Annotated in this window: 14 protein-coding genes and 1 pseudogene; 6 read left to right on the top strand and 9 right to left on the bottom strand. The window is 44.5% G+C overall.

Annotation, left to right across the window (positions count from 1 at the left end; translation table 11 throughout):
- Positions 1–9 precede the first annotated feature (9 nt).
- The 9 genes and pseudogenes from HZU75_RS06435 to HZU75_RS06400 all read right to left on the bottom strand — a co-directional run.
- Positions 10–664: pseudogene (locus HZU75_RS06435) on the bottom strand (IS3 family transposase); the annotation flags it as partial.
- 39 nt (positions 665–703) lie between these two features.
- Complete coding sequence (locus tag HZU75_RS17240) at positions 704–1,525, bottom strand: hypothetical protein (RefSeq protein WP_194249543.1); 822 nt, start codon at positions 1,523–1,525, stop codon at positions 704–706.
- 96 nt (positions 1,526–1,621) lie between these two features.
- Positions 1,622–2,014, bottom strand: a complete 393-nt coding sequence (locus tag HZU75_RS06430; protein WP_180308325.1) for a hypothetical protein — start codon at positions 2,012–2,014, stop codon at positions 1,622–1,624.
- A gap of 467 nt (positions 2,015–2,481) precedes the next feature.
- Positions 2,482–3,030, bottom strand: coding sequence for a hypothetical protein (locus tag HZU75_RS06425; RefSeq protein ID WP_180308324.1), 549 nt, complete (start codon positions 3,028–3,030; stop codon positions 2,482–2,484).
- A gap of 120 nt (positions 3,031–3,150) precedes the next feature.
- Positions 3,151–5,046, bottom strand: a complete 1,896-nt coding sequence (locus HZU75_RS06420) for a hypothetical protein (RefSeq protein ID WP_180308323.1) — start codon at positions 5,044–5,046, stop codon at positions 3,151–3,153.
- A gap of 35 nt (positions 5,047–5,081) precedes the next feature.
- Positions 5,082–5,993: a hypothetical protein gene (locus HZU75_RS06415; RefSeq protein ID WP_180308322.1), complete on the bottom strand. Its 912-nt coding sequence runs from the start codon at positions 5,991–5,993 to the stop codon at positions 5,082–5,084.
- Positions 5,994–6,434: 441 nt separating this feature from the next.
- Positions 6,435–10,034, bottom strand: coding sequence for an ATP-binding protein (locus HZU75_RS06410; RefSeq protein ID WP_180308321.1), 3,600 nt, complete (start codon positions 10,032–10,034; stop codon positions 6,435–6,437).
- Between the two features lie 245 nt (positions 10,035–10,279).
- Complete coding sequence (locus HZU75_RS06405) at positions 10,280–10,594, bottom strand: H-NS histone family protein (RefSeq protein ID WP_180308320.1); 315 nt, start codon at positions 10,592–10,594, stop codon at positions 10,280–10,282.
- A gap of 1,025 nt (positions 10,595–11,619) precedes the next feature.
- Positions 11,620–11,895 carry an HU family DNA-binding protein gene (locus tag HZU75_RS06400; RefSeq protein ID WP_180308319.1) on the bottom strand — a complete coding sequence of 92 codons (276 nt, stop codon included), beginning with the start codon at positions 11,893–11,895 and terminating at the stop codon, positions 11,620–11,622.
- A gap of 409 nt (positions 11,896–12,304) precedes the next feature.
- On the opposite strand from HZU75_RS06400, the gene HZU75_RS06395 reads away from it, so the two are divergent.
- The 6 genes from HZU75_RS06395 (at position 12,305) to HZU75_RS06370 (ending at position 23,180) form a co-directional block, all read left to right on the top strand.
- Positions 12,305–13,735 carry an HlyD family type I secretion periplasmic adaptor subunit gene (locus HZU75_RS06395; protein WP_180308318.1) on the top strand — a complete coding sequence of 477 codons (1,431 nt, stop codon included), beginning with the start codon at positions 12,305–12,307 and terminating at the stop codon, positions 13,733–13,735.
- A gap of 2 nt (positions 13,736–13,737) precedes the next feature.
- Positions 13,738–14,211, top strand: coding sequence for a GNAT family N-acetyltransferase (locus HZU75_RS06390; protein WP_180308317.1), 474 nt, complete (start codon positions 13,738–13,740; stop codon positions 14,209–14,211).
- Between the two features lie 18 nt (positions 14,212–14,229).
- Complete coding sequence (locus tag HZU75_RS06385) at positions 14,230–14,652, top strand: toxin-activating lysine-acyltransferase (protein WP_180308316.1); 423 nt, start codon at positions 14,230–14,232, stop codon at positions 14,650–14,652.
- Between the two features lie 44 nt (positions 14,653–14,696).
- The gene (locus tag HZU75_RS06380) at positions 14,697–15,413 is read left to right on the top strand and encodes a hypothetical protein (RefSeq protein WP_180308315.1); all 717 of its coding nucleotides are present in this window, start codon (positions 14,697–14,699) and stop codon (positions 15,411–15,413) included.
- A gap of 160 nt (positions 15,414–15,573) precedes the next feature.
- Entirely contained in the window at positions 15,574–15,999 is a 426-nt protein-coding gene (locus HZU75_RS06375) for a hypothetical protein (protein WP_180308314.1), read from the top strand.
- Positions 15,996–23,180, top strand: a complete 7,185-nt coding sequence (locus tag HZU75_RS06370) for a calcium-binding protein (protein ID WP_180308313.1) — start codon at positions 15,996–15,998, stop codon at positions 23,178–23,180. The genes HZU75_RS06375 and HZU75_RS06370 overlap by 4 nt, the downstream gene beginning before the upstream one ends.
- Positions 23,181–23,212: the final 32 nt, after the last annotated feature.

Raw genomic sequence — 23,212 nt, 5'->3', positions numbered from 1 at the left:
CTCCGAGGTTTAAGTACAGGCGTGATCAGCCCGCACGGTGAGTTGCAGATAATACCGGTTCTCAGCCTCAGCGGGTGGGATGTAGTCGATGGGCTCAAGGAGTCGCTGATGGTTGAACTAGGTCACCCATTCGAGGGTGGCGAGCTCTAATGATTCCACCGTTTTCCAGGGCTCCCGGCGATGAATCAGTTCGGCCTTGTACAAACCGTTGATGGTTTCGGCCAGGGCATCGTCGTAGCTGTCGCCCTTGCTGCCGACAGAAGGCTCGATGCCGGCCTCGGCCAGTCGCTCGGTGTAGCGGATGGGAACGTATTGCGAGCCACGATCCGAGTGGTGGATCAAGCTGGCGTCCCGCTCTGGTTGGCGAGCATAGAGCGCTTGTTCCTGGGCATCCAGAACAAAGTCGGTACGCATTGAACGACTGACGCGCCAGCCGACGATGCGGCGGGCAAAAACGTCAATGACGAAGGCGAGATAGACAAACCCCGCCCCAGTGGACACGTAGGTGAAGTCAGAAACCCAGAGCTGATTTGGCCGGTCGGCCTTGAACTGGCGATTTACCCTATCCAGCGGACAGGGTGCCGCCGTGTCAACGAACATGGTTTGCACCACCTTGCCGCCAAACCTTGTCGGCGCCATACACCAGAAAATTCGCCTGCCAGACGTGCTATATATGCGGCATCAGCAATACATCCCAGCGCGCCTAGGCGGCACGTTCAGCCTTTTCGTTAGCGGTCTGCAGCTCATTGGCTAGACGCAATATTTCTGCCTCTTGTTCAACGCTCGCCTTGTCGAATTCGCTGATCGTGAGCAACGTTTTAAGCTCAGACAATAACTGCGTCTCAAGCCCCTCCAGCGAATAGTAGAGAGCATCTGTGCCGTGCTTTTCTAGATAATCCTTGTAGCCTGGAAGTGCTGCCAAGACCAAATTTTTGACAACGTCAGAATCGACAAGATCGGCTTTACCAAGACCACCTTTCAAGATATGCCATTTCACTACGCTATTCATCACGATAGCGCGATAGGCAGCGAATGTCGCCCAAGCCATTGGGCTAATAAACGGGCGCGCCTTGTCAGCGTTGATCCCATCAATCTTTAACGGATCGAACCCCGAGCCCATGATTTCGAAAAGCTGTCTTGCTTTTGGGTTTCGCTCGGTTTCCCTTGCTGCCTCTTCAAACTTAATAATCGCCATCTGCGCAGCAAGTCCGCGGGCATGCGCAAGTGAATTAAATGCAGCCCAGATTTGATCTATTGCCTCCAGCCTGCGTTTCTCAATCGCGGCCTGCCTGCTGGCTATAGCCGACAATGCACCGCTTCGAAGTGCAGCTATTTCCGCTTCTTTTTCCCGAAGCGCAGCCTTAAATTTCTCTTCAGACGCGCGTAGATCGGCTCGAACGATCTCAAGTTTTTGGTCAAACTCATGCTGTACGGAGCGACTGAGTCTCGTAATGATGAGCTTGCGCACCAGCCAGAGTGCTGCGGCAAAAAGAGTGGTCGTAGTTACTGCCGGAATCCAATCCATGGGGCTGCCTAACGTTGGAAGTAACCTGCTGCCGGAGTTGCGCAGCAACGGAGGGAACCCAAAGCGCAGCTTTGAGCAGTCAGGTTGACTGAAAGGTTAGGGCTTTGGTCGCCAAATAACATTTAAGTCCCCATCTACGAAGCCGACAGCGATAGCTTGCGAAGATTTTGGTATGGATACAGCCGACGTATTGGTCATGAGTAGCTGATTAATTGCATTCTCAACCACTGCAAGACAGTGTTCCCAATGCTCTCCAGAGATACTAATTGGAAGAGCAAGACGCCTTGGGCTGGCTGACCAAGTTTCGTCACAAGCCCAATCAGTGTCATCTTGATCAAATCTTGAAGCGCCAATTAACTCAACACCAAACTTTGAATTGGCGTCATTTGCGTTTTCGAAGAGATTGAATGAGTAGCCTGCAATTTCAGTTGGCGAATCGTTCAAGAATGCCTGTGCTAGCCATTGATCTAGTTGGGCGGAGAGATGCAACTTGGAAAGCCCTAACGTGAAATATACACCTGTGCAGGTGTATATTTGGTTTATCTGTGTGTATAACTCAGCATGCTACGCGCTTTTTTCATTGTTTTTCAAGCGTATGGGGTTGCTGATGTCTGAAAATACACAGCAAGATGTGACTGGACTGTCCACGCATTTGCCCTACTGCAGGTGGATAAAATCCAGCCATTGCGGAAACCAATACATCGACCTGAGTATCAAGCAATACCTTTTCCATCACTCGATTTAATCTGCTCTGATTACTAAATTCAGTGTATCACTACAATCACCAATTATTTGCTTATGATGTTGGCGAGTAACCACTTTAGGCCAGCGACTTCGCGTCCCATTAACGTTCGCCCCTGATTTATCAGGGGCGAACAAAGTCAACGTGCAAAGCTAAAGCGACAGAGCCATAAGCTTGTTGCTCAGCGTTTTGTTTTGTTTATGGTCATAAAGAATTAGCCATGAACATATTTTTTTTCAAACGGCGTATTTTTCTGATATTCCTTCTTTCCATGAAGCTTAAGCAGTTTATTATAAGCCTTAAATAAATTTTGCTCGTTAAATGGCGGACGCACTTCACCGGGGCTGGGTAGCATCCAGCCCAAAGGTAGATGATATTTCGTACTATAATTTATATTTCTATCATGCATCGAATGTATAACCGCACCTCTAACAACAGCCCGATCGGCGAAAGAGCCGCAAAAATCATGGAAATTGTGCGCAGTCACCAATCGTCTTTGTGCGTTAGAAATATTTACCGAATAGCAACTTTTTGTCCTGTCATGCTCATCAATGTAGTCAATATTTGGATCAATATAATTAATCCAAAGGTAATTTACATGAGAAGGCGTTATATCATCCAGCGTTTCTAGATATTGCAGATAAGTCACGCACCTTAAAATTTCAAGTGAGTCATTGTCTTTCAAATACTCTGCAAAATGATCAAACTGGGGTGAGCTCCAAACAATTTCAAGTGGAGTGGTTGGCGTATAATTAGATGGCATGATAATTTTCCATGGTTTCAATGATGCTGAATAAAAAGCTTGGTTTTGCTTTACTTTTAATTATCGACTTTATCGATCAGTATGGGTCAAACAACAATCCTTATGGTAACTGGAGTTGAATTAGCGATATTGATCAAGTTGAAAAATAGTCGAATCAATTTGGCTGGCCCTTTTAAAGGCAATCTCGTCCAATTGATCAGCCGCCCCATCTAAATAAGTAATGAGCGCATCACCAGTCAAATACTTCCCATTTAGTTTATTTAGCTTACTCCAACCGGTATTAAATGCATTCTTGAAGATGGACGCTACCATGCTAATAGCCATCCATTCAGCATGCTGCGCAACAAAAAAGTAACTGGTTTTTAAATTGATTTCTAGTAATGAAGCAAGCGATTTAGAGCCATCATTAAATTCACTGATGCTATCAGCCATTCCTGATGCATCTTTTGAAATTTCGCCCATAAAAATGGCAAAGCTTTCAAAAAAATATGCTAATTCGTTAATAATGGATACCATTGCTTTGATTGCATCGGTCGATATGCCAAGTGATCTGATCGATAATTCAATTTCACTTTTATTTGTCTCTTTTGATTTAATCATAGCCCGTACTTTAATTAGCTCGGCATTCTGTTTTCTCTTTTCCTCCTCAAATTTCTGAACTGTATTTAGCATCTTCAATTGCATTTCGCGAAGACTGGCTCCTTGCTGCTCCTGTTTCTCCGATATTTTCTCCATTCCTTTGCTAAGTGCATTGAGTGCCGCTTGAATTCCTTCTAATGCGACCTCGGTGGCCTTAATTTTATCGCTAGTCTTGCCCCTGGATTTACCATTTTCTACAATTTCTTTATCTATATTCTCCTGCTCCACTGTTCTTTTTTCTTCACTCAAATCAGTATTTGATTCTATTTCTTTTTTCTTTTCTTCTAATTCATCCTTTTTGGCCTCTAGCTCGCTCAATTCTTTTTCAGCTAATTTTTTATCTGCGGTTTTAATCGCAAATTCTTTATTAAGTTTTACCAGCTGAGCTGAATCATCTGCACCACCTTCATTCGGAGAGGGCGCCATCATCTTGCGCATTGCAGCAGAAGAGTGGCTGGACATAATTGAGGCCCCCCCAGTCGCTGCGCCTGTCAAAGCAGCGGTAATGGCGGGTGCTGTAGCGGCGACCATTTCTGCGCAAACACTGATGATCGACATAATGAAGGAGCGTTCTTCAGCTGTTTCAGCCTTTTGTTTGTATTCTGCGGCAAGGTTGTCGTATTTACGGATTTGCTCACTTAAATCACTGACAAACCCTTCCATTTTTTCACTATCGCTTTTCATTTCAGCAATCTGATCCAGCAATCGCTGTCGTTCTTTTGTTTCTTTCGCTAGCTCAAGCTGGTTTTTGTAAGAGGCCGCATTAGAGTCTGAGATTATTTTGTTATACGAACCTGAAAGGGTACGCAGTTGCTTTGCAATGTCATTAGAATCGTCCTTAATTTTTTTAACCATTCTTATAAATTGACTATTAAGAAAATCCTTAACCACAACAGGATCATTTAAGTTGAGTTTATTCCTTATCTTTGCATTCAATTCCAGATCATTCTTAATTCTATTGCAGGCAAAACCTACCTTGCCCATGATATTTACGCTTTCCTTTTGTTCTCTAATCAGGTCAGCCATAATTCTATCGATACTCACTCTGACCGAGCCTACAATTTGTGGCGTTGCATTATAGGCAATGTATAGCAATGATACGGCACAATCAGTATCCTGCTTTACCCTGCTTACGTCATATTCATTTTGCAATTGATTAATGTAGAGCTTAATCAGTGCGTTATTGGGCTCGCTGAAGTCCAACATATTTTCATCTGCTTGTTTTTCTATCAATTGTTGAATTTCAGCAAGTTCTTTTTGATTTTTAAGCTCATCATCACGTTGGTCAGTGTCGTCCTCAGACATCTGGTACTTGGTCATTCCAACTTTAAAACTCTCGACTTTTTTGCTCGCTGCAAATGAAAAATCATTTTCCATGATACTCTCCTAGGTCAATTTATATATTTAAATAATTAATTTTTACAATTTGTCACTGATAAAACCAAAGAAATTTCGACCAGGCTCCTTTTTTGTAAGTTACGAATAAACTGAATACCCTTGCATAAACTTTCTTGAAATGCATTTGATTTATTTTTTAGGTCATCAATTAAAATTTCATTTTCTGTCTCAGAGAGCCCTCTTGTTAATTGAGTCGCATATGAATCAATTTGGTTTACATCCTCATTCATATTGTGCTGGATAAAGTTAAGATCGGATGCTGCAGATTTCCGTACATCAATTTCCTTTGCAACCTCATTCGAATTTTGTTTTTTTTCTTCTACTAAGTGGCGTTGCTCCGATAGCTTTTGCGAAACCTCATTAAACTCTTCCATTCTAATTTTGTATTCATTTTCCAATGATTCAATTTCATTCTTCAATTTAATCTGATTTGCAACTAAGCTTTTTACTTCAGGTCGATCAAATGGTGGTATCCCACAAAAAATGTAAAATATCCAAGCGTCTTTTTTGCATTTTTCATATTCATCAATTGTTTTTTTTAGTTCAACCTCATTTTTTTCAAGCAACCCCTTTTTTGTGACTAGATGATTGGCTGACGCGATAAAATTTTGCCAGCCAGAATCATATAAGGCATTCAGTTTTGCTTCCCTTTCCTTTAGTTCAAACAATATTTTTTCATGTTCAGCAATTTCCAATTGAAGGTGTTGGCTTTCTTGTACTAATTTTTCAATTGTATTATTTAGTTTTTCATTTGCCGATTTCATTAACTCTAGTAGCCCCCTTCCGGTGTTTATTTGCTCGGCCACTTTTTGTTTTATTTCAATAGTTTCTTCTTGATTTGCTATTGCTGTTTGTGCGCCAAAAATGGCCAGTACAAAATAAAACCCTATCGCCCTAAGGTGCGAATTTAATCGATTACGCTTCATTGTAATAATCTACCTGTTTAGTTGATAATCATTGCTTAATTCGCAGTTATTCAATTGTGCCTTGCGTTAAGTGCTAAACCAAACTTCACACGCGTCGTTGCCTTGCCTTACTAGGTGTACTTCTCGCAACTTTGCCCCTTGTGTGACTGAGCAGCATTGATCCGAAACTTTTATTGAGTTACTTAAAAAACATACCTTCAAGCCCTGAATCCTTTTTTCCACAGTTACCCCATTCTTAACAAGCATTTCGTGACACTTTGAAAGATTGCTGACGATATTTCTTCTTTTAGCTGAACACCGGACAAATGTTATCCTCGTGCCGTTAGATAATCGTAAGAAGTAAATAGATCGATAAGAAAATCAATTCGTCGAAAAATAGATGCAATTAATCAAAGGGTTAGGTGGTTGGCCTACTTAAAGGCAAAATTTATAGGGGTTGCTTTAATGAAGATGAGGCTGAGTATCAGTGCTTTGAACAATCACAGTCTGCTCTTTAAATTGCTGGAGTCGTTTTAATAGTCCAAATGCGCCCTGCAGACGGGCCAGATTCAGAGCATCGTTGTGTAATTGAGTAATCGCTAGTCGATCATCGGTTAGGTGCGCTTCATACATGAGCACTTCAGATAGGCAGTATTCGTCGCCGTATTTTGCTATCCCAAAGCGCATTTGGGCTAGAAGATGGCTCAGTTCATGCTGGCGATTGAGTTGATATAGAATTGATGCCATAACCCAGCATGCCGTTGTCGACCCCGCGCGATAGGCCTGGCTAAATTGCTCAGCAGCTTGTAATACAGGTGAGAGATCATTGAGTAGGCCTTTGCGGGCTTGACTCCATAAGGAAAACAGTCCGTGTATCCCTTGCCATAGAGGAAACCCATGGTGACGTGCCAGTATTAATCCCTCGTTTGCATGCTGAGCACATCCACTCGCATCATCAGCACACCAGCGCTCGGCGCTGGCAAAGGCAAGCATAAAACATAGCGCATGCGGCTTGCCCCCTGATCTTGCTAGCGCAATACCATCAGCCGCAGTATTAGCAGCCAGTTGCTCATCCCCAACAAACCACGCATTCCAACACAAAAAGGCCCGCAGCAGGATGCCTAAGTCTTCACCCCAGTAGCGGGAGCGCTCCTCAGCTGATAAGGATTCACTTAAGGCGATACCTTTCTCTTGCCAATCTCGTGCTTGATCAAAACAGCCTCGCCAAAATAGAGAGTTCCCCATTGCAAAACAGAGCATCAGTTGTTTGGCCGCTGTATCAGAAAGTGGCCGCATTTTCTCTGCAATGATTAGCCCGTCTGTTTGCCTAAACGAACTCCCCCCCATATAAAGCCCACTCAGAGCTCGAAATAGATTTTCTCTTTCATTTAAATCATTAGCCAGTTCTTCAACGAGAGCTTGGTATTGCAAGTGACCACGCTCTGAACCATACCCTTCGCTTAGCAGTGCAGCCTTAGCTATGGAAAATCCGAGTTGACGTTTTTGCGTCGCTGTCAGCGATGGGTGACACGGTAGCAATTCTTGAGCTCGAAGGTAACAAGCTAGGGCGTCTGCCGCAAACTCACGTGTCAGCGCTAGTTCGCCAGCACGTTGCCACCAGTGTATTGCTTCCGACCAACGACGGGCCTGCTCAAAATGCTCTGCGATATGGGCTGCGGGCTCATTTTGCTGAACAGCTAACCAATCTGCATGCAGTCCATGCATGCGTTGTGCCATCGCAGGCGGTAGTCCTTGGTAAGCAGCATCACGTATTAAAGCGTGCCTAAATTCGTAACAATCTTCTGCAATCACTTCAAGTAGCCGGTAGTGGCAGGCCAATTCCAACACAGGGGTAGGTTCTTCAGGAACTAATCGTGCAAGTTCTACGCCATAAAAGCGTTGTCCAAGTACTGCGGCAGTTTGCAATATGCCTTTGAATGCCCCCAAGCGATCAATTTCTTGAGCAAGTAAACCGTGCATAGGGTGATTCGATGACGTAGAACCATCTAGATAATGCTTTGTGAGGAATTCGACAAATAGTGGAATCCCGCCGCTGTCCTTCGCAATATGCGCGACGATTGTTGAATCAAGCTCCACTGAGGCTGCTTGTAAGCGCACTAAAGCGCTAGTATCGACTTCATCCAATGGCTGGAGTTTGATCAGTTTTGCTGGGGTTGATAGCTGAGTAAGTGGCACATCAGTTCGAGATGTGCTTAGAAGTAATACGGATTGGTTTTCCAGTAAACCAGCATAGTGTGACCACCACTCATGGGTGGCCAAATCGGCCCAATGTAGGTCATCCATCCATAATAGAATCGGTTGATGACTGCTAATTGCATCAATCAACATGTATATAGCCCAAAAAAGATCATTTCGACCATTGATTAGAGCTTGTTGGTCGCCTTCGGCCTGCAAAAAATTGAGCAAAATGGGCCAAGCGGGTATAAACGTTTCGTTTGTGCCTAATGCAGGCCATCGTGTCAACAATTGCGTTTGTAGATCAGTTGCGTTTGATGTAGGAGTAAGGAGTTTGTTCAACAAGGCTTGGCGCAATGGAGCGAGAGGTTGACGTTGTTGATTAGGAGTGCACTGTAAGTGCAGCAATAAGGTGTCCTTGGTATCTAGCGTTTCAATAAGCTCTTGTACCAAGCGCGTTTTTCCAATTCCTCCGTCACCAACTACCGCAAGCCAGGCTGGAATTCCATTTTTTGCTTTTTCCCAAGCTGTGCGTAATTGTCGAAAGTGTTGCTTTCGCGAGACCATTGGCGTCAACTTCTTTGCGCCAGTCATAAATTCAGTTCTTGTTGGTTGCCAGCGGTAAGTGTCCTGTTCAGCCTGCAGCCAGCCAGGGAGACCAGCTACAAGGGAGGCGCTGGCCAATGCTTCCCCTGCTTTGGCTTTATGAGCCAAGTGCCAAGCATGTTCAGGCGCAAGCCCAAACAAGTCGATACCATCGGGGTGGGTGTGACATATCACGGGGCCGCTAGCCAATCCAAGACACAGACGTTCGGGGAACGCTTGCAATAACTGAGCAATAACCTGCAATGCTCGTGTTAATCCCTCCTCGGCACAATATGCTGAACCAAATGTGACCCAAAAACCACGCCCACGGAGCCGCAATGGCTCGGTTCGCAAATCGTTTAATAGCGTGCGTGCAGCGAGTAAAGTTGTTAACCCTGCATCGACACCATCACTAGGCAGCATGGGGGCGAGTGCAACAAATAGTAGAAACAGAGTTCGCTGTTCGATTATTTCTGTTGTTGTTCCCTGTATCGAATAGGGCGTCGAGATTTGAAGTAAATTCAAAAGGTGAGAACTAGGCCGTATGCCTAACTCACTGCGCAAATTTCGGTCGAGTTCTGCTGCTACCTGCTCTGCGCCACGACGATCATCAAGTTTTAACAATTGTCGAATTAGTCCGGCTGCACTTTCTTCTCCTAGCGGGTCGATTTGCCAGCGCCATCTTGCAAGCAGAAGTGCGGTGGCTTCTTGGTCATTACGTGAGTGCTGTGCAATCATGCGCGTTAACGTAGCAACCTTTGCCCGATGTAAGCGTTGACGAGCATTTTGAAGCCACTCGTCGAAAGAACTACCTTCTGTGATTCGATGCCCTTCAAGCATCTCACCCAAACAGAGTGGCAAGACCTGATTTAGCTCAGACCAGGCAGGATCAGTGTCATGTATTTCACCTTCACCCAAGTGCAGAAAGGTCGCTACATCTAGCCAAGACCCTAGAGGGATGCATAATCGTATACGTAACCGATCAATCTCAAGCCATGGAGATTGATCTAGTTTGTTGAACACCTGCGCCAAATTGTTTAAAACTTGTCGTAAATTAGTCAGAGCAGCGGAGTCAGAAAGATCAGGCCAAAGAAGCCGAGCAAGCACACTTCGTGATTGCCAGACTGTTGTTTCGAAGGCAAGAAAAGCTAACAATGCCCAAGCTTTGCGATATCGAACTTGGAAGCTGATATCTTCTTCTGCCAAGTAAAGTCTTGGTGCGCCACATAACCATAAATGCAGCCCATTTTGTGCATTTGGAGGGGCAAATTGTCTGGTCATTTTTCTCAGTAGAGTCTCAAATTGTTGAGTTTGAGACACTACTAATAATAATGAACCTGAGTCTACCTTTGCTGGCCATATCGTAAGGCAATTTTATATGAAGGGGTTGCTGCCTTGAGTAAGGCTGCGGGCTGCTGCATTGATATGTTGAATTAAAATAAAGTAAGGCCGCAAATTGGATTGCGGCCTTACTGATTGCAGATCCTTGGATATCTGTGGAGGCAAATTACTTGTGCGCAGAGTCCTTAAATCGCCAAGCTCTCTAATGTCGCACCTGCGGCTAACGCTTCATGAACCCACAGAGGTTTACGACCACGGCCAGACCAAGTGTCTGATGCGTTTTTGGGGTTAGCAAACTTCGCTTTAACCACGTTTTTTTTACCGGTCTGTTTGCCTGCTTGGCCCAACAACTCAGCAACAGTGAAACCACTTGCTGCGGCAGCAGAATTCAATTGCGCCAAGATGCGCTGTTTTTCTTGCTCTTTACGTACAATCAATTCTTTGTCTAGTTGACCGCGTAAAGCGCTTAATTCTTGATAAGAAAGCGTTGAGATATCCATATATTCCCCTAAATTGTATTTAACCAAATGCAAACGCCAATATATCTGTGCACAGCACACTTGTCGAATTTTATGCGCTTTTGGTTTTAGGGTGTATTTGCTGGATCGAAACGTCTAGAACACCTAAGTAAGGGCTGGATGGTTATGGTCAAATTGCACATGAATTACCCTGTGAAACGGGTCAAAAATGAATCTTGCATCGGTATGGGGGCTATTGTGTCAACCGCGAAATTCAATGGTAGTCACTAGTAAAAATTCAACAATGTAATTTCATGATCTTTGATTGAGCAGGTGAACCAAGCATGGTAAGAGATTTAAAGTAATTCGATAAATATAAACCCACCAGTCGACATTTATATCCTCTGTTGATGTTTTGGATACGGATGTATTCTCAGTACTCACCTGATTGGGGTATGTTAATGAAGATACCTAGGATGAAGCACCGATTGCTTTTCTTGAAAAGAGTCTTTTGGGGGCGATGAAACGAGGTTTCATGAGGGGACTGTTGAAGGTCGTTGTTATCAGTTCTCTGTTTAAGTTCGCAAGCCTAGACCATAGTTCGGCAGAAAAAAGAGCGACCAACCATCCATCTAAATAGGCTCTGCAGAGCGGTTATCTAGGGGGGGCTCGTGAGGGGAGGTACTCAATCACTTTGCTTTGTTCTACGATCTAGATGATTGCGCAATAACGCGACTCAACTATCTTCGTTTATTTATTCAGCCTGACAACACACATCTTACAGTTGCTTTGCTCAAGTTTGTGCAAACTTTATACCTATAAAAGGGGGTGTAAGAAGACAGGTAGGTGAGTGCACATTTGTCCTAAAGGTGTGCTGATGTGCAGGGAGGCCTGTTATTTAGGTGAAAAGCATTTAATTGAACTGACGCGATCTGGCTGTGCGTTTTTCATACTTTGATAAAGATGCTCAATGATCAGTCTTCTCTAATTTCCTACGCAGAATCCTACGCGTGGGAAAGTATCGGCCGCAGGCGACCAAGTTAATTCGCCTGCGTTCTTGCATGTGATTAATTCAGAGCATCTTTGAGCGCTTTGGCCGCAGTAAACTTCGCAACGTTAGAGGCGGCAATCGTCAATGATTCACCCGTTTTGGGGTTTCTACCTTGGCGCTCAGGTTTCGCCTGCGCTGAAAATTTACCTAGGCCAAACAACGTCACATCATCACCTGCCTTGAGTGATTCCGTGATCACTGCGGATAGGCTTTCGAGCACTGCTTCTACTTCTTTTTTGTTGGTTAAACCCGAGTGGGTTTGAACTGCGGTAATTAATTCTGCTTTGTTCATTGTTTGACCCTGATTGTGCGTATGAAAAATGATGAAGTAATCAGATTAGCTGAATGGCGCTTCGACGGCCATTCATGAGTGCATCTTGTATTCGTAGGTTACGTGTCTGCTTTTCAAGAGGTGGTCACGAATCTGAGCAATCAGTAATTGCCGCAGTGACTGTTGATCGATATCGGCTCACTAAAAAGATTCTTTACCAATTTGGGGAGTGCTTGCCGCGTAATACCATGGTTGGGTCATAAATTTGCTGCTAGGTCAGGTCAAATTGGAGAGAACAGGTAGCTGTATGGCCTTATCATATTAGCTTTCTCGAATGCAACACAAAATTTTCATTTCTTACACCATATCTATTGAATGTGTTAAAGATGAGTGGTAATTTTCTTTATTTACAAAATAAAAAACATAGTCTATGCGTTTCATGGTTTGGCGGGGGTTATTCACACAGTACCGCACTGTTTTTAAAGAAGCGTGGCAAAACCGAAAAGCTTTAGATGCTAAGCCAAGACAACCTGCGGAGCTCGCCTTCCTTCCTGCTGCGCTCGAGTTACAGGAAAGCCCACCTCATCCTGCTGCCCGCATTACTCTATACGCATTAATTTCCTTTTTGCTTTTGGCTCTACTTTGGGCTTGCTTCGGAAAGATTGATATTGTCGCCGTGGCACCAGGTAAATTAGTCGTATCCGATCAAAGTAAAACTATTCAGCCTCTTGAGCCAGGGGTAATCAAGTCGATTCTGGTGCAAGATGGCCAAATCGTTAAAGCCGGTGATGTACTGATCGAACTTGACCATACCATTGCTGGTGCTGAATCCTCAAAAAATCAAGGTAGTTGGCTAGAAGCAAAATTCAATCGACTAAAAGCTATGGCGTTACTCGATGCGGTTGCACAAAAGAAAGCCCCAGTACTAGGTACAGACCCTGAGCTAGCGAATCTTCCAAATGTCACGGCGATGCGAGAAAGAAAAGTGGCGCAGATGCAAAGTGGTTGGCAAGAGTTACTCGCAAAACTTGCCACTATCGATGCAGACACCACAAGAAAACAAGCTGAATTGGCAAGTACCCAAGATCAAGTGCAAAAGCTTGAAAAAACACTACCCATTGTTCGCCAACGTGAAGCTGATTTTAATGATTTAGCCAATAAAAACTTCATTTCAAAACATGGTGTCCTTGAGAAGCAGCAAGCTCGTATTGAAATGGAGCAAGACTTAGCTAGCTTACGCAATAAATTGCGTGAATTGGCCGCAGGGGTCAATGCAAATCAGCAGCAACGCGACTCAATTAAAGCCGAGTTTGTACGGGCACAAAATGAATTGTTGGCACAAGCTACCGAACAATCAGATGCGATGAAGCAGGAAGTGATTAAATCGGATCAAGTTGCCAAGTACACCCGACTTGTTGCGCCAGTTGGTGGTGTTGTGCAGCAATTAGCGGTTCATACAATTGGTGGTGTCGTAACCGCGGCTCAACCGCTGCTGGTTATTGTGCCGCAAGGTCAGCAACTAGAAGCACAAGCAGTCTTACCCAACAAAGATATCGGTTTTGTAAATGTAGGCCAACATGCCGCAATTAAAGTTGAAACCTTTAACTACACCAAATATGGCTTACTTGATGGTCGCGTCCAAAATGTGAGCCTCGATGCCATTCCTGATGAAAAATTAGGCTTAGTGTACCAAGCCAAAGTTAAGCTTGAACGCTCGATAATGAATATCGATGGTAAACAAGTCCATCTGGCACCTGGTATGGCCGTGACAGTGGAGATCAAAACAGGTCAGCGCCGTTTAATCGAATACTTCCTCTCCCCACTTATTCAGCACGTAACAGAAAGTGTTCGTGAAAGGTAAGCATGATTCAAATTCGCTTAGCAATTAATGAAGATGTGCCAACGTTAGTCGCAATGGGTCGACAGGCACTGGAAGAGTCTCGTTATCAAACTTTTAATTACGATGATAACAAGGTACGAAAATCGGTAGAGGCCTATCTTGCCGATCAGCGAGGTAAATACGCCATTCTCGTGGCCGTAGATAATGACAAAATTCTAGGCTATTTGTTTGCAATGGCAGAAGCTTACTGGTTTTGCGACAGTGTTGTTGCAACCAATATCTCATGGTTTGTGGTTCCAGAAGCACGCGGGAGCAGTGCAGCGACAAAACTTGTAATGGGTTTTCACCGCTGGGCCAAAAACCGTGGAGCACACGAGATCAAACTCATTGTGTCCAGTGCCTATCACATTGATCGTACCGACAAAATGTTGCGTCGGATGGGATTTACCAATATTGGCGGTAATTACGCCCTAAACCTTCAATCAAATTCGAAATAACATCAAAGGAAGTTACTTATGTCTGAACAAACAGTAGATCTAGTCCAGTTAGTGGAATACGCCCAAGCGGCGTTTGATCGTTTACCGACCTTAGGGCCTGTAGCGTGGCTGTATGGCCGTGACGATGCAAAAAAACACCTAACACTTGCAGATCTAGATTGGGCAGTACAACCGCCACTGATTCTGGATCAGTGCCGATTGTTTATGAAAGACAAAATGCCGCTGGGCTTTATCTCTTGGGCGTATGTGCCAGAAGACGTTCATCAACGCTTACTGCAGGGTAATACTCGCTTAGATCCGCATGAGTGGAAAGGCGGTGAGCATCTGTGGCTGATCGATATTGTGACACCGTTTGGACAAAGGGAGGAAATGCTGGCTGATTTGAATTTGTATCTGACTCAAACATGGCAAATAGTTGGTGAATCGCCCCGAGTTTCCTAGACACCTGAAGAGCCTCAATGGACTGTCCATGGTGTGGAGCCCTGATGAAAATATTATTTATTACGCTGAGTATATTACTTAGTGTCTCAGGCTGTGCAGATGAAAGCCCACACCAATATTATGGCACTCTAGGTATACACAAGATAAAGCTCAACCAAGACATGATCGCGATTGGGCCGGAGTATGACGAACCCAGTGTGGTGGGATCTGCTCCCAACGAATTCCCTATCATGCGTGGCTGGGGGGGGTATGTAAAACTACCTGACTTTACACTCCCCAACGACGCTAATCGAGCTGATATGCGTGCAGCGTGGGCAAATCCAACGTCAGATACTTGGGTTAGATATTTAGTGCGTTCTTCCTCTGCTCTAGGATTGCAAGCAAAAACAAAACCTCCTTACAAGGATTTTCGTCAATTTAATCTTAAATGGTGGACTTCAACTCACTTAGAGAGAAAAAATAATCTATATGGATTGGAGGTGTATGAGCCAGTATGGGAATTCAAAAGCAACGAAGGAATTGAGCATGTAAAGAATTATATATACACACCCATCCTTTATTACAGCAAGGAATCTAACGCCTATATTATTTGCAATAGAACTGCACCATTTAATACTTGCGAGCATCGTTTTTTTGTTGATAAAGAAAATAAAATAGAAGTCGAACTTAACTACGCGTCGCATTTATTAAAAAATTGGGCCGAGTATGAGCAAAGAATGCGCGAAACCATTGAGAAATTCTACATAAGAAAGGAAAATTGAAATGCCATTGGAGAAAATAACCGCCAAAGAAATGGCCAAAAACAAGGCTGCGTGGACAAAATATTATTAACTATTGCTAGATTAAAAATTATAACCTATTGCGTTTTTTGTTAATTTTTCCTATGTTTTTGTGACTAATCTTGTGTTTTGGAGTTGTGTAATGTCAATTAATTTAATTGAATCAGACCTTGATTTTATAAGCGTAGTTGTTAATGATATGGTTGCCTCAGGGTTTAAAAGGGGGGATATAAATAGAGAGGTAGATTATTTGAAAATAAACATAGGGCAGCGCGTAATTATTGACAATTGCATTAATTCGTACTTGATTGGAGCCCCTAAGCAGTTTGGAATAAAACCTGGGGGCGCATTTTTTTATTTTTGCTCAGGAAAAATGTATTATCTGAGTGCAAAGTTTACAGAGAACGAATGGCTTTTGTATGATCTGGCGACCTTTAAGGAAGATGCTCTAGCTCTTACAGAGAGTGAGATTTCTTGTCTAAAGCAAATGCTAGATGTGGAAATAACCCGTTCTAATCCTCCTCGTTTTCAGACACCTAATATTCGTATTGTCAATGGAGAAAAATGATGGGGGATTTGAATAGGCTTGATGCTGATCACTTATTAAGTTCCAAGTTAACGTGGAGCGTGGATGAGCTATTTAATTTAATAGCAGACACAAAAGGAAAAGTACTTAATGCATCATCTTCACCACAATTTATTTTGTTCACTGGTGGAGCATCGGGCAGAGATTTGGCGCACGGAATTAGTGAATATGGATATGAAGCCTATGTTCTTGCCGATAGTGAAGTTGGCAAAGTTATTGGCAGCACTCGGTTTAATGATAGGCTTAGGGATGCTGTAACCCGTGAGCTATTTGGCGATATTGGTAAAGATCTTAGCCCCGCGCAGCTAGATGCGGTCACTACTAAGGTCGAATATTATCTCGATGGCAGGGTACCTGGTCATATTTCACTCTTTGATATTGCATCCCATAATTTTGCTGCTAGTGCTACTGGAGCAGTTCGAATTATTGCACCTAATGGAATTGAACTGAATTCTGTTCTGTTTGAACATGAGTTGACTGCAGTCTTAAACAATCCAAAAGTTACTAGTATAGAAGGCTTTTCACGCTCTGATTTGTTAGAAGTCTATAAGCAATCGCCAGAGCTCGTTAGACAAAGCCTAGTAGATGCTTCTGCACGATCTCTTTATGCCTCCCAACTTACATTGGAGGGGGGGCACGATGTTTGGTTTAAAGGTGAATTTTTAAACATCAATGAAGGGGATCCAAGTAAAGGTACGCCACTGGAGCGTTTACAGAGTGTGAATCAGGCTGCAGATGCCTTTTGGAATGAGCAGCGTACTATTGCAAACGCGTCTGGTAATTTGACTAAGTTGGCTTATGTAGATTCTTATTTGAGGAAGGCTGGAAATATAGGTACCCTTCTATCTCTTGGAATTGTTTTAAACCAAGCAAATGCAGCCCTTGAGCAGGGAAATACAGATGATGCACTAAAAATAACTGCAACCTATATGGCTGGTGCGGGGGGCGGGCTAGCAGGTGCACTCGCAGGTGGACTCGCGGCTGCTACAGTAGCTGCACAGATATCTGGGTGGCTGGGGTTCTCGGGGCCTGCAGGTTTATTTGCGTCAGGTGTTTTCACCCTCGGAGCAGGTCTTGTTGGCGGTGTGGCTGGTGAACATTTTGTTACCGAAGCTATGGAGAAATATTTACATATTGATCCAACTGCTAGCGAAAAGATAGAAGGTAATTTGATATTATCCGATGGATCAAAGCTAAAACTTGAAGGCTTCAAATTTAGTAATGGCATTGAAATTCTTGGTCGTACAACATCTAGAGAGATAGTTCTGCCTGATGGAAGTACAAGTATTATTCAAGAACGAACAGAAATCACGAAAATACCAGTTGCTGGGGGCTTTTTGATAACCCAGAAAGACAAGAATGGAATAAACAAAGAGTTTCTTAGCATTGAGCAGCATGAAAATAATGTGCGGCTTGGCTTGGACGCAAATGAAGGCTCTAAGGATCTGTCATATATAGCTTTTTCTAAAGATGGTGGCTTTACTCAAACTGTTTTTGGGGACGGCAATACTAAATCTGAATATCTTGTAAAATATATCTCTGTAAAAGATTCAGCAAACCCAAATCTATCTTATCAAGTGCCTGTTGCACTGACTAACGTCATTATGAAAAATAATGAAAACGTTGGCGTGCAGATTATGTTGAATGATAAAGGGGAAGCTGTTCAGGCCAGCATAACTAACATTGATGGTAATGAAATTAATGCAACTGCATTTAAACAGGTTTATGGCGATATCTCCCAGCAAGACTTAATAAAAATGGCTACTGGAGATTCAGAAGCCCAGCAGCATTTTTCAGAAAAAATCAAAGAGTACAAAACCACCGCTCAAGTTAGTAATGCGTTAGACCGGACTGCTGAATTTTTAGCGCTTGCTCAAGCAATTCAATCAGGTGAGCCCTTAGCAGTAACACGAGCAACGCTAACGATTGGCAAGACAGTCATTGAAGCCAGTGACTGGGGGAAGTCAGCAGATGCCAGTAAAATTGTCGATGGCATCCAAGGCGTTACTGCGGTCCTTGGTGCAGTTGGAAGTGTACTCAGTCTTAAAAAGGCCATCGACGATAAAAATTACCTCGGGGTTGCCTACTCTGGTGCTTCTCTTGTGGGGTATACCGCTAGCGCATATGCCAACCTTGCCACTGCCGCAGGAGTCGAAACGGGAGTAAAACTGGCTGGTGAGATTGCGGGTGTTACTTTAGGTAAGGTGGTACCTGCGCTGGGTATCGTGATGAGTTTGGTAAATGGCGATGTTAAAGGTGCAGCCGTCAGTGCCATCTCCATGGTAGCAGCGCTTTCGCCTATGCCTGTCATCGGTCAAGTCATTGCAGTAGCCTATATGTTGTACTCCTTGTTTAATGCCTCGAAAGTACCAGACGCATGGGGCGAGGGACACTTCACTTGGGACAATGGCCAAATTGGGATGAATGTCGTCGGTGAAACAGGTGGCGATGCTCGTGTCGGTGGCATGTTGGGAAACCTGAAAGCCACAATGGAGTATCTGGTGCAAAAAGCACGCACCGATAATCCAGAGATGCCAATCGGCGCGATCCCATTGCGATTCGGTTCTTTAACTTATCGCGATGATAAATTCACCTTACATGATCTTGACCCTGTTACTGGGGCAACACGTGATCGTGTTTATGATTTCCAAGGTAAGCGACTAGGGGTGAGCACCAATGACCCTGAGTTCTTTATCGATCTGCAAGAAGCTTTGTTGCGCAATGCAATTGAGCGTCATGGCTTGGCTGCGCAATATGAAGTCGACACGGTATACCTTAAGAATCAGGCCGGTGACCCTAAAGCGGGTCTGACTGAAGAACAAATGGCGGCCTCCGAAGGTAAACTGGCACCGGTAGCGTCCGGAGATACACAACGCTTCCGCCCAATTGCATTGGATATGAATGGTGATGGACAAATTTCAACAATCGCTCGTGAAAATTCAAATGTTCTATTCAATGTTGATGATTCTGGATATTTAAAACATACAGGCTGGGTTGGCTCTAGTGATGCAATGCTGGTCTTAGACCGCAATTTATCAAGCTATCTAGATGCCGGTACTGATTTGTTCTCGAATGCCAAATTGGCCGATGAACTCAAAGGCGTGCCTTCACTTCGATATTGGGATAGCAATTACGATCAGCGACTTACCGCAGCGGATCCTGTCTTTAAATATTTGCAGGTTTGGCAAGATAAAGACAGCGATGGCGTAGTTGATGACGGTGAGTCTAAAAAGCTCAGCGATTTGGGTGTTACTTCGATCAATTTTGCGCGCAATACGTTTGAAATTAATGGTCAGGAACGTTCAATGGTATCGGCCGATTTGACAGCGGATACTAAAGGCTCACGTGCAATTAAGATTCCAGAGGGCATTTTAGTTGAGAGTAGCGATGGTAAAAAATCATTGGTCGTTACCACAACTCAGGATTTGAGCTCATTTGTACCAAATGCGGATGGCTTTACCGTTTTTGAGGATATGGTCGCTTACGTATCATCCGCAACGCTAATGGCGAATGACCGCAAAATTCCGGTAGGTTCAAAAATCGTTGCTGTTGAGGGGGCCAAGAACGGTGCGGCGCGTTTATTGGACTCTGGTGATATCGAATTTATGGCCAGCCCTAACTACTACGGTGACCAAGCTGGGTTCAATTACATTTTGCAGTCTCCAGACGGAACCAAAACTTCAGTACCGGTCTTGGTGACCGTACAGGGGGTAAATGATGCCCCGACATTAACTGTTCAGGATGATCCAGATCGTCCTATCTATGGTTGGGATGTCGTTATTGCAGGGCGTGGCGGTACACAATATCTCAGAACGACATCGATTCCATCGATTAATTCTGCCAATGCATCCGTACAAAGTGTCACTCCAATTTATGCTCCGTGGACTGAAACTACTGTGCAATACCAAGGTTCGCAAGGCGGTAATCCTGTTTATACAGTTACGGAACATAACCAACCTATTAGCTCGGCAGATGCCAATTCTGGCTGGTTGAGTGGCGCGGATATTGATAATTCACCTTCTGAACTACGTTATGAAATCTTAGCTCAGCCTAATTGGGGGGAAGTAGAACTCGATCCTGTTACTGGGCATTATCAGTATTGGGGTCACACAGGGGTTGAAGGATCGACGCATCGTATTACTGAAATGAGTCCTCTGAATCAACAAAACGCAGATGCGTTTAAAGTCAGAGTGATTGATCCATCAGGAGCATGGACTGAAAAAACTATCCAGGTGACGCATTTCGGTCCTCCGCCAACACCTAAAGATGGCGGCGGTAAAAAACCGATTGCACTTGATTTAAACGGTGACGGTTTGAGTTTTACTCATGTTGATGACAGTAACGTGTTTTTCGACATTAATGGTGATGGTTGGCGTGATCGGATTTCATGGCTCAAAGATGGCGATGGTTTCTTGGCGTTTGATGCGGATGGCAACGGTAAAATTGATCGTGCAGACGAGTTGTCATTTGTGGGCTACAAATCTGGCGCTCAAACAGACCTTGAAGGGTTGCAAGGCTTCGATAGTAATGGCGATGGCCTGTTATCTAACTTAGATGAACGTTGGAGTAAGTTGGGCGTTTGGGTCGATGCAAATCAAAACGGGGTTTCAGACGCGGGCGAATTCCGCTCGCTAGACTCGTTTGGTATTACATCAATTGCGCTTAAGAGCGATGGCAAATCGTTTGTAAAAGATGGCAATACGGTTCATGGCCAAATTGATGTGACATTTAGCGATGGTCATGTGATCAAGGCAGGTGACGTGACGCTAGCCACTCGTCCTGAGGTTCAAGTCCCCAATGTGGATGGTTCAACAACAGTTGTACCTACATCACCATTCAGTCCATCTGGCACCGAAACACAGGGTACGAGTGGCGACGACATTCTCCTCGCTAGTAAAGGCAATAGTATTGTCAAAGCAGGGGCTGGTGATGACTTCATCTATGACGATGTGGGCAATGATGCCATCTTGGGTGAGGCTGGCAATGATGTGATCTATAGCGGCGCAGATAACGACTTTGTTGATGGTGGTGAAGGCAACGATGTGATCTACGCTGGCCTTGGTAATGACATGGTCTTCGGTAATACCGGGAATGACCAAATCTACGCTGAAGGTGGAAATGATTTGGTCTTTGCAGGCGAAGGCGATGACTTTGTCTCCGGCGGCTGGGGTAATGATGTGCTGGACGGACGCGAAGGTGACGATATTCTCTTTGGTGAAGCTGGGAATGATGCATTACTTGGAGGCGTTGGTGATGACCAATTAGCTGGTGGTGATGACAAAGACTGGCTATATGGTCAAGACGGTAATGACCAATTAGATGGTGGTGAAGGTGCCGATGAAATGGATGGCGGCTTAGGTAATGACATTTATATCGTTGATAATGTCGGCGATGTCGTTATTGAATCAGCCAATGCAGGGGATGACACTGTTCGCACTAATCTGAGTTATACGCTGGGTGAAAATGTTGAGAACTTAACTCTGTTAGGTAAAGACAATCTGACGGCAACAGGGAATGCGCTGGATAACCGCTTAGTTGGTAATGATGGCGACAACATCTTGAACGGCTTGTTGGGTGCAGATCGTATGTACGGTGGTAAAGGAAATGATCTTTACTATGTCGACAACAGTAATGACACCGTCACCGAATTTACCAACGAAGGGACCGACTCTGTTATCGCTAGTGCAACCTTTACCTTAACCAGCAATATTGAAAACCTCACCTTGGTAGAGGGAGGGAATATTTCTGGGACGGGTAATACTTCAGCAAATCTGCTGGTTGGGAATTCTGGTGCAAATACACTGGATGGCCGTGCTGGTGATGACACATTGCGCGGTGGGGCTGGCAATGATGTCCTCATTGGTGGTCTAGGTAACGATGTATTCCTGTTTGATCAAGGTGATGGTCACGACACGGTGAGCGATACACAAGAGAATGGTTCTGGCGGTATCAATACGCTGCGATTTGGATCGGGCATTACTTTAAGTAGCCTTTCATTTGAATATGCACCAAATAGTTTGCTGATTCATTACGGAGTTGCGGGAGATACAATTCAAATGAATTACGATCCTTACTCCGCTGAGCAGACTCTACCTACTGCCAAAGTGGAATTTGCAGATGGCACAGTCCGCAATCTGGCTGAATTAATTAATCGCCCTCCAAAATTGGTGAATCCATTGGCTGATGTGAGCTTTGTCTCGCCTGGGCCAATCGATGTTAGTGTGCCAAATGGAACCTTCATCGATCCAGATGCCGGCGATGTTCTCACGCTATCAGCAACGTTGGCGGATGGTTCTGCATTGCCAACTTGGCTCAAGTTTGATGCAACAAAAGGCCAATTCCACGCTGATATTGACCCTGAAATTCTGGGTAACTGGGACATTAATGTGCGAGCGACAGATCGTTACGGGCTGCATGCTGATGATGTATTCAAGCTGGTTATGCCATTACATCCAGGAATTACCAAAAACGGTGATTGGCGCGATGAAACGCTCATTGGCACTAATGGCAATGATGTGATTCAAGGCATGGGTGGTAAAGATCGAATTATTGCTGGTGCTGGTAATGACACGTTAACTGGTGATTGGGGCGACGACTTCATCAACGGTGGCACTGGCAATGATTACATCGATGGACGGGGTGGAAATAACACGCTCTTGGGAGGCGCAGGGAACGACATCATCCGGGCGCAATTCGGCGCCGATATCATCGATGGTGGTGATGGTGATGATGACATTTATGCTAGTGGTGGAGGTAATGATATCCGCGGCGGCAAAGGTAATGACATCATCGTGGCCGACTGGGAAGGCGATACTTATCACTATGCTCGTGGTGATGGTCGTGATCAGATCCTTGATTGGGGTGGGAACGATAACTTGAACATGGAAGGTATTAAATCCGATGAGTTGTGGTTCAAACGAACGGGGAACAATCTGGAAATCGACGTCATTGGTGGCGATGGCCAAGTGGTGATCAAGGATTGGTACATTAGCCATCAAATTGAGCAAATTAAAACAGCAGATGGGAAAACGTTGCTCAATACCCAAGTAGACGCCTTGGTGTCTGCAATGGCAGGAATGGCGCCGCCATCCTCTGCAGAAACCGCTCTTCCTGATCAGTATCGTGAGCAGCTACAGCCGGTACTGGCTGCAAACTGGCACTAAGATAGGCGAAGCCACAACTTGTATCCGCCCTC

This window comes from Chitinibacter fontanus, assembly GCF_013423785.1.
GTDB lineage: Bacteria > Pseudomonadota > Gammaproteobacteria > Burkholderiales > Chitinibacteraceae > Chitinibacter > Chitinibacter fontanus.
The sequence above is the reverse complement of the archived record's forward strand: the minus strand, read 5'-3'. Positions and strand labels throughout refer to the sequence as shown.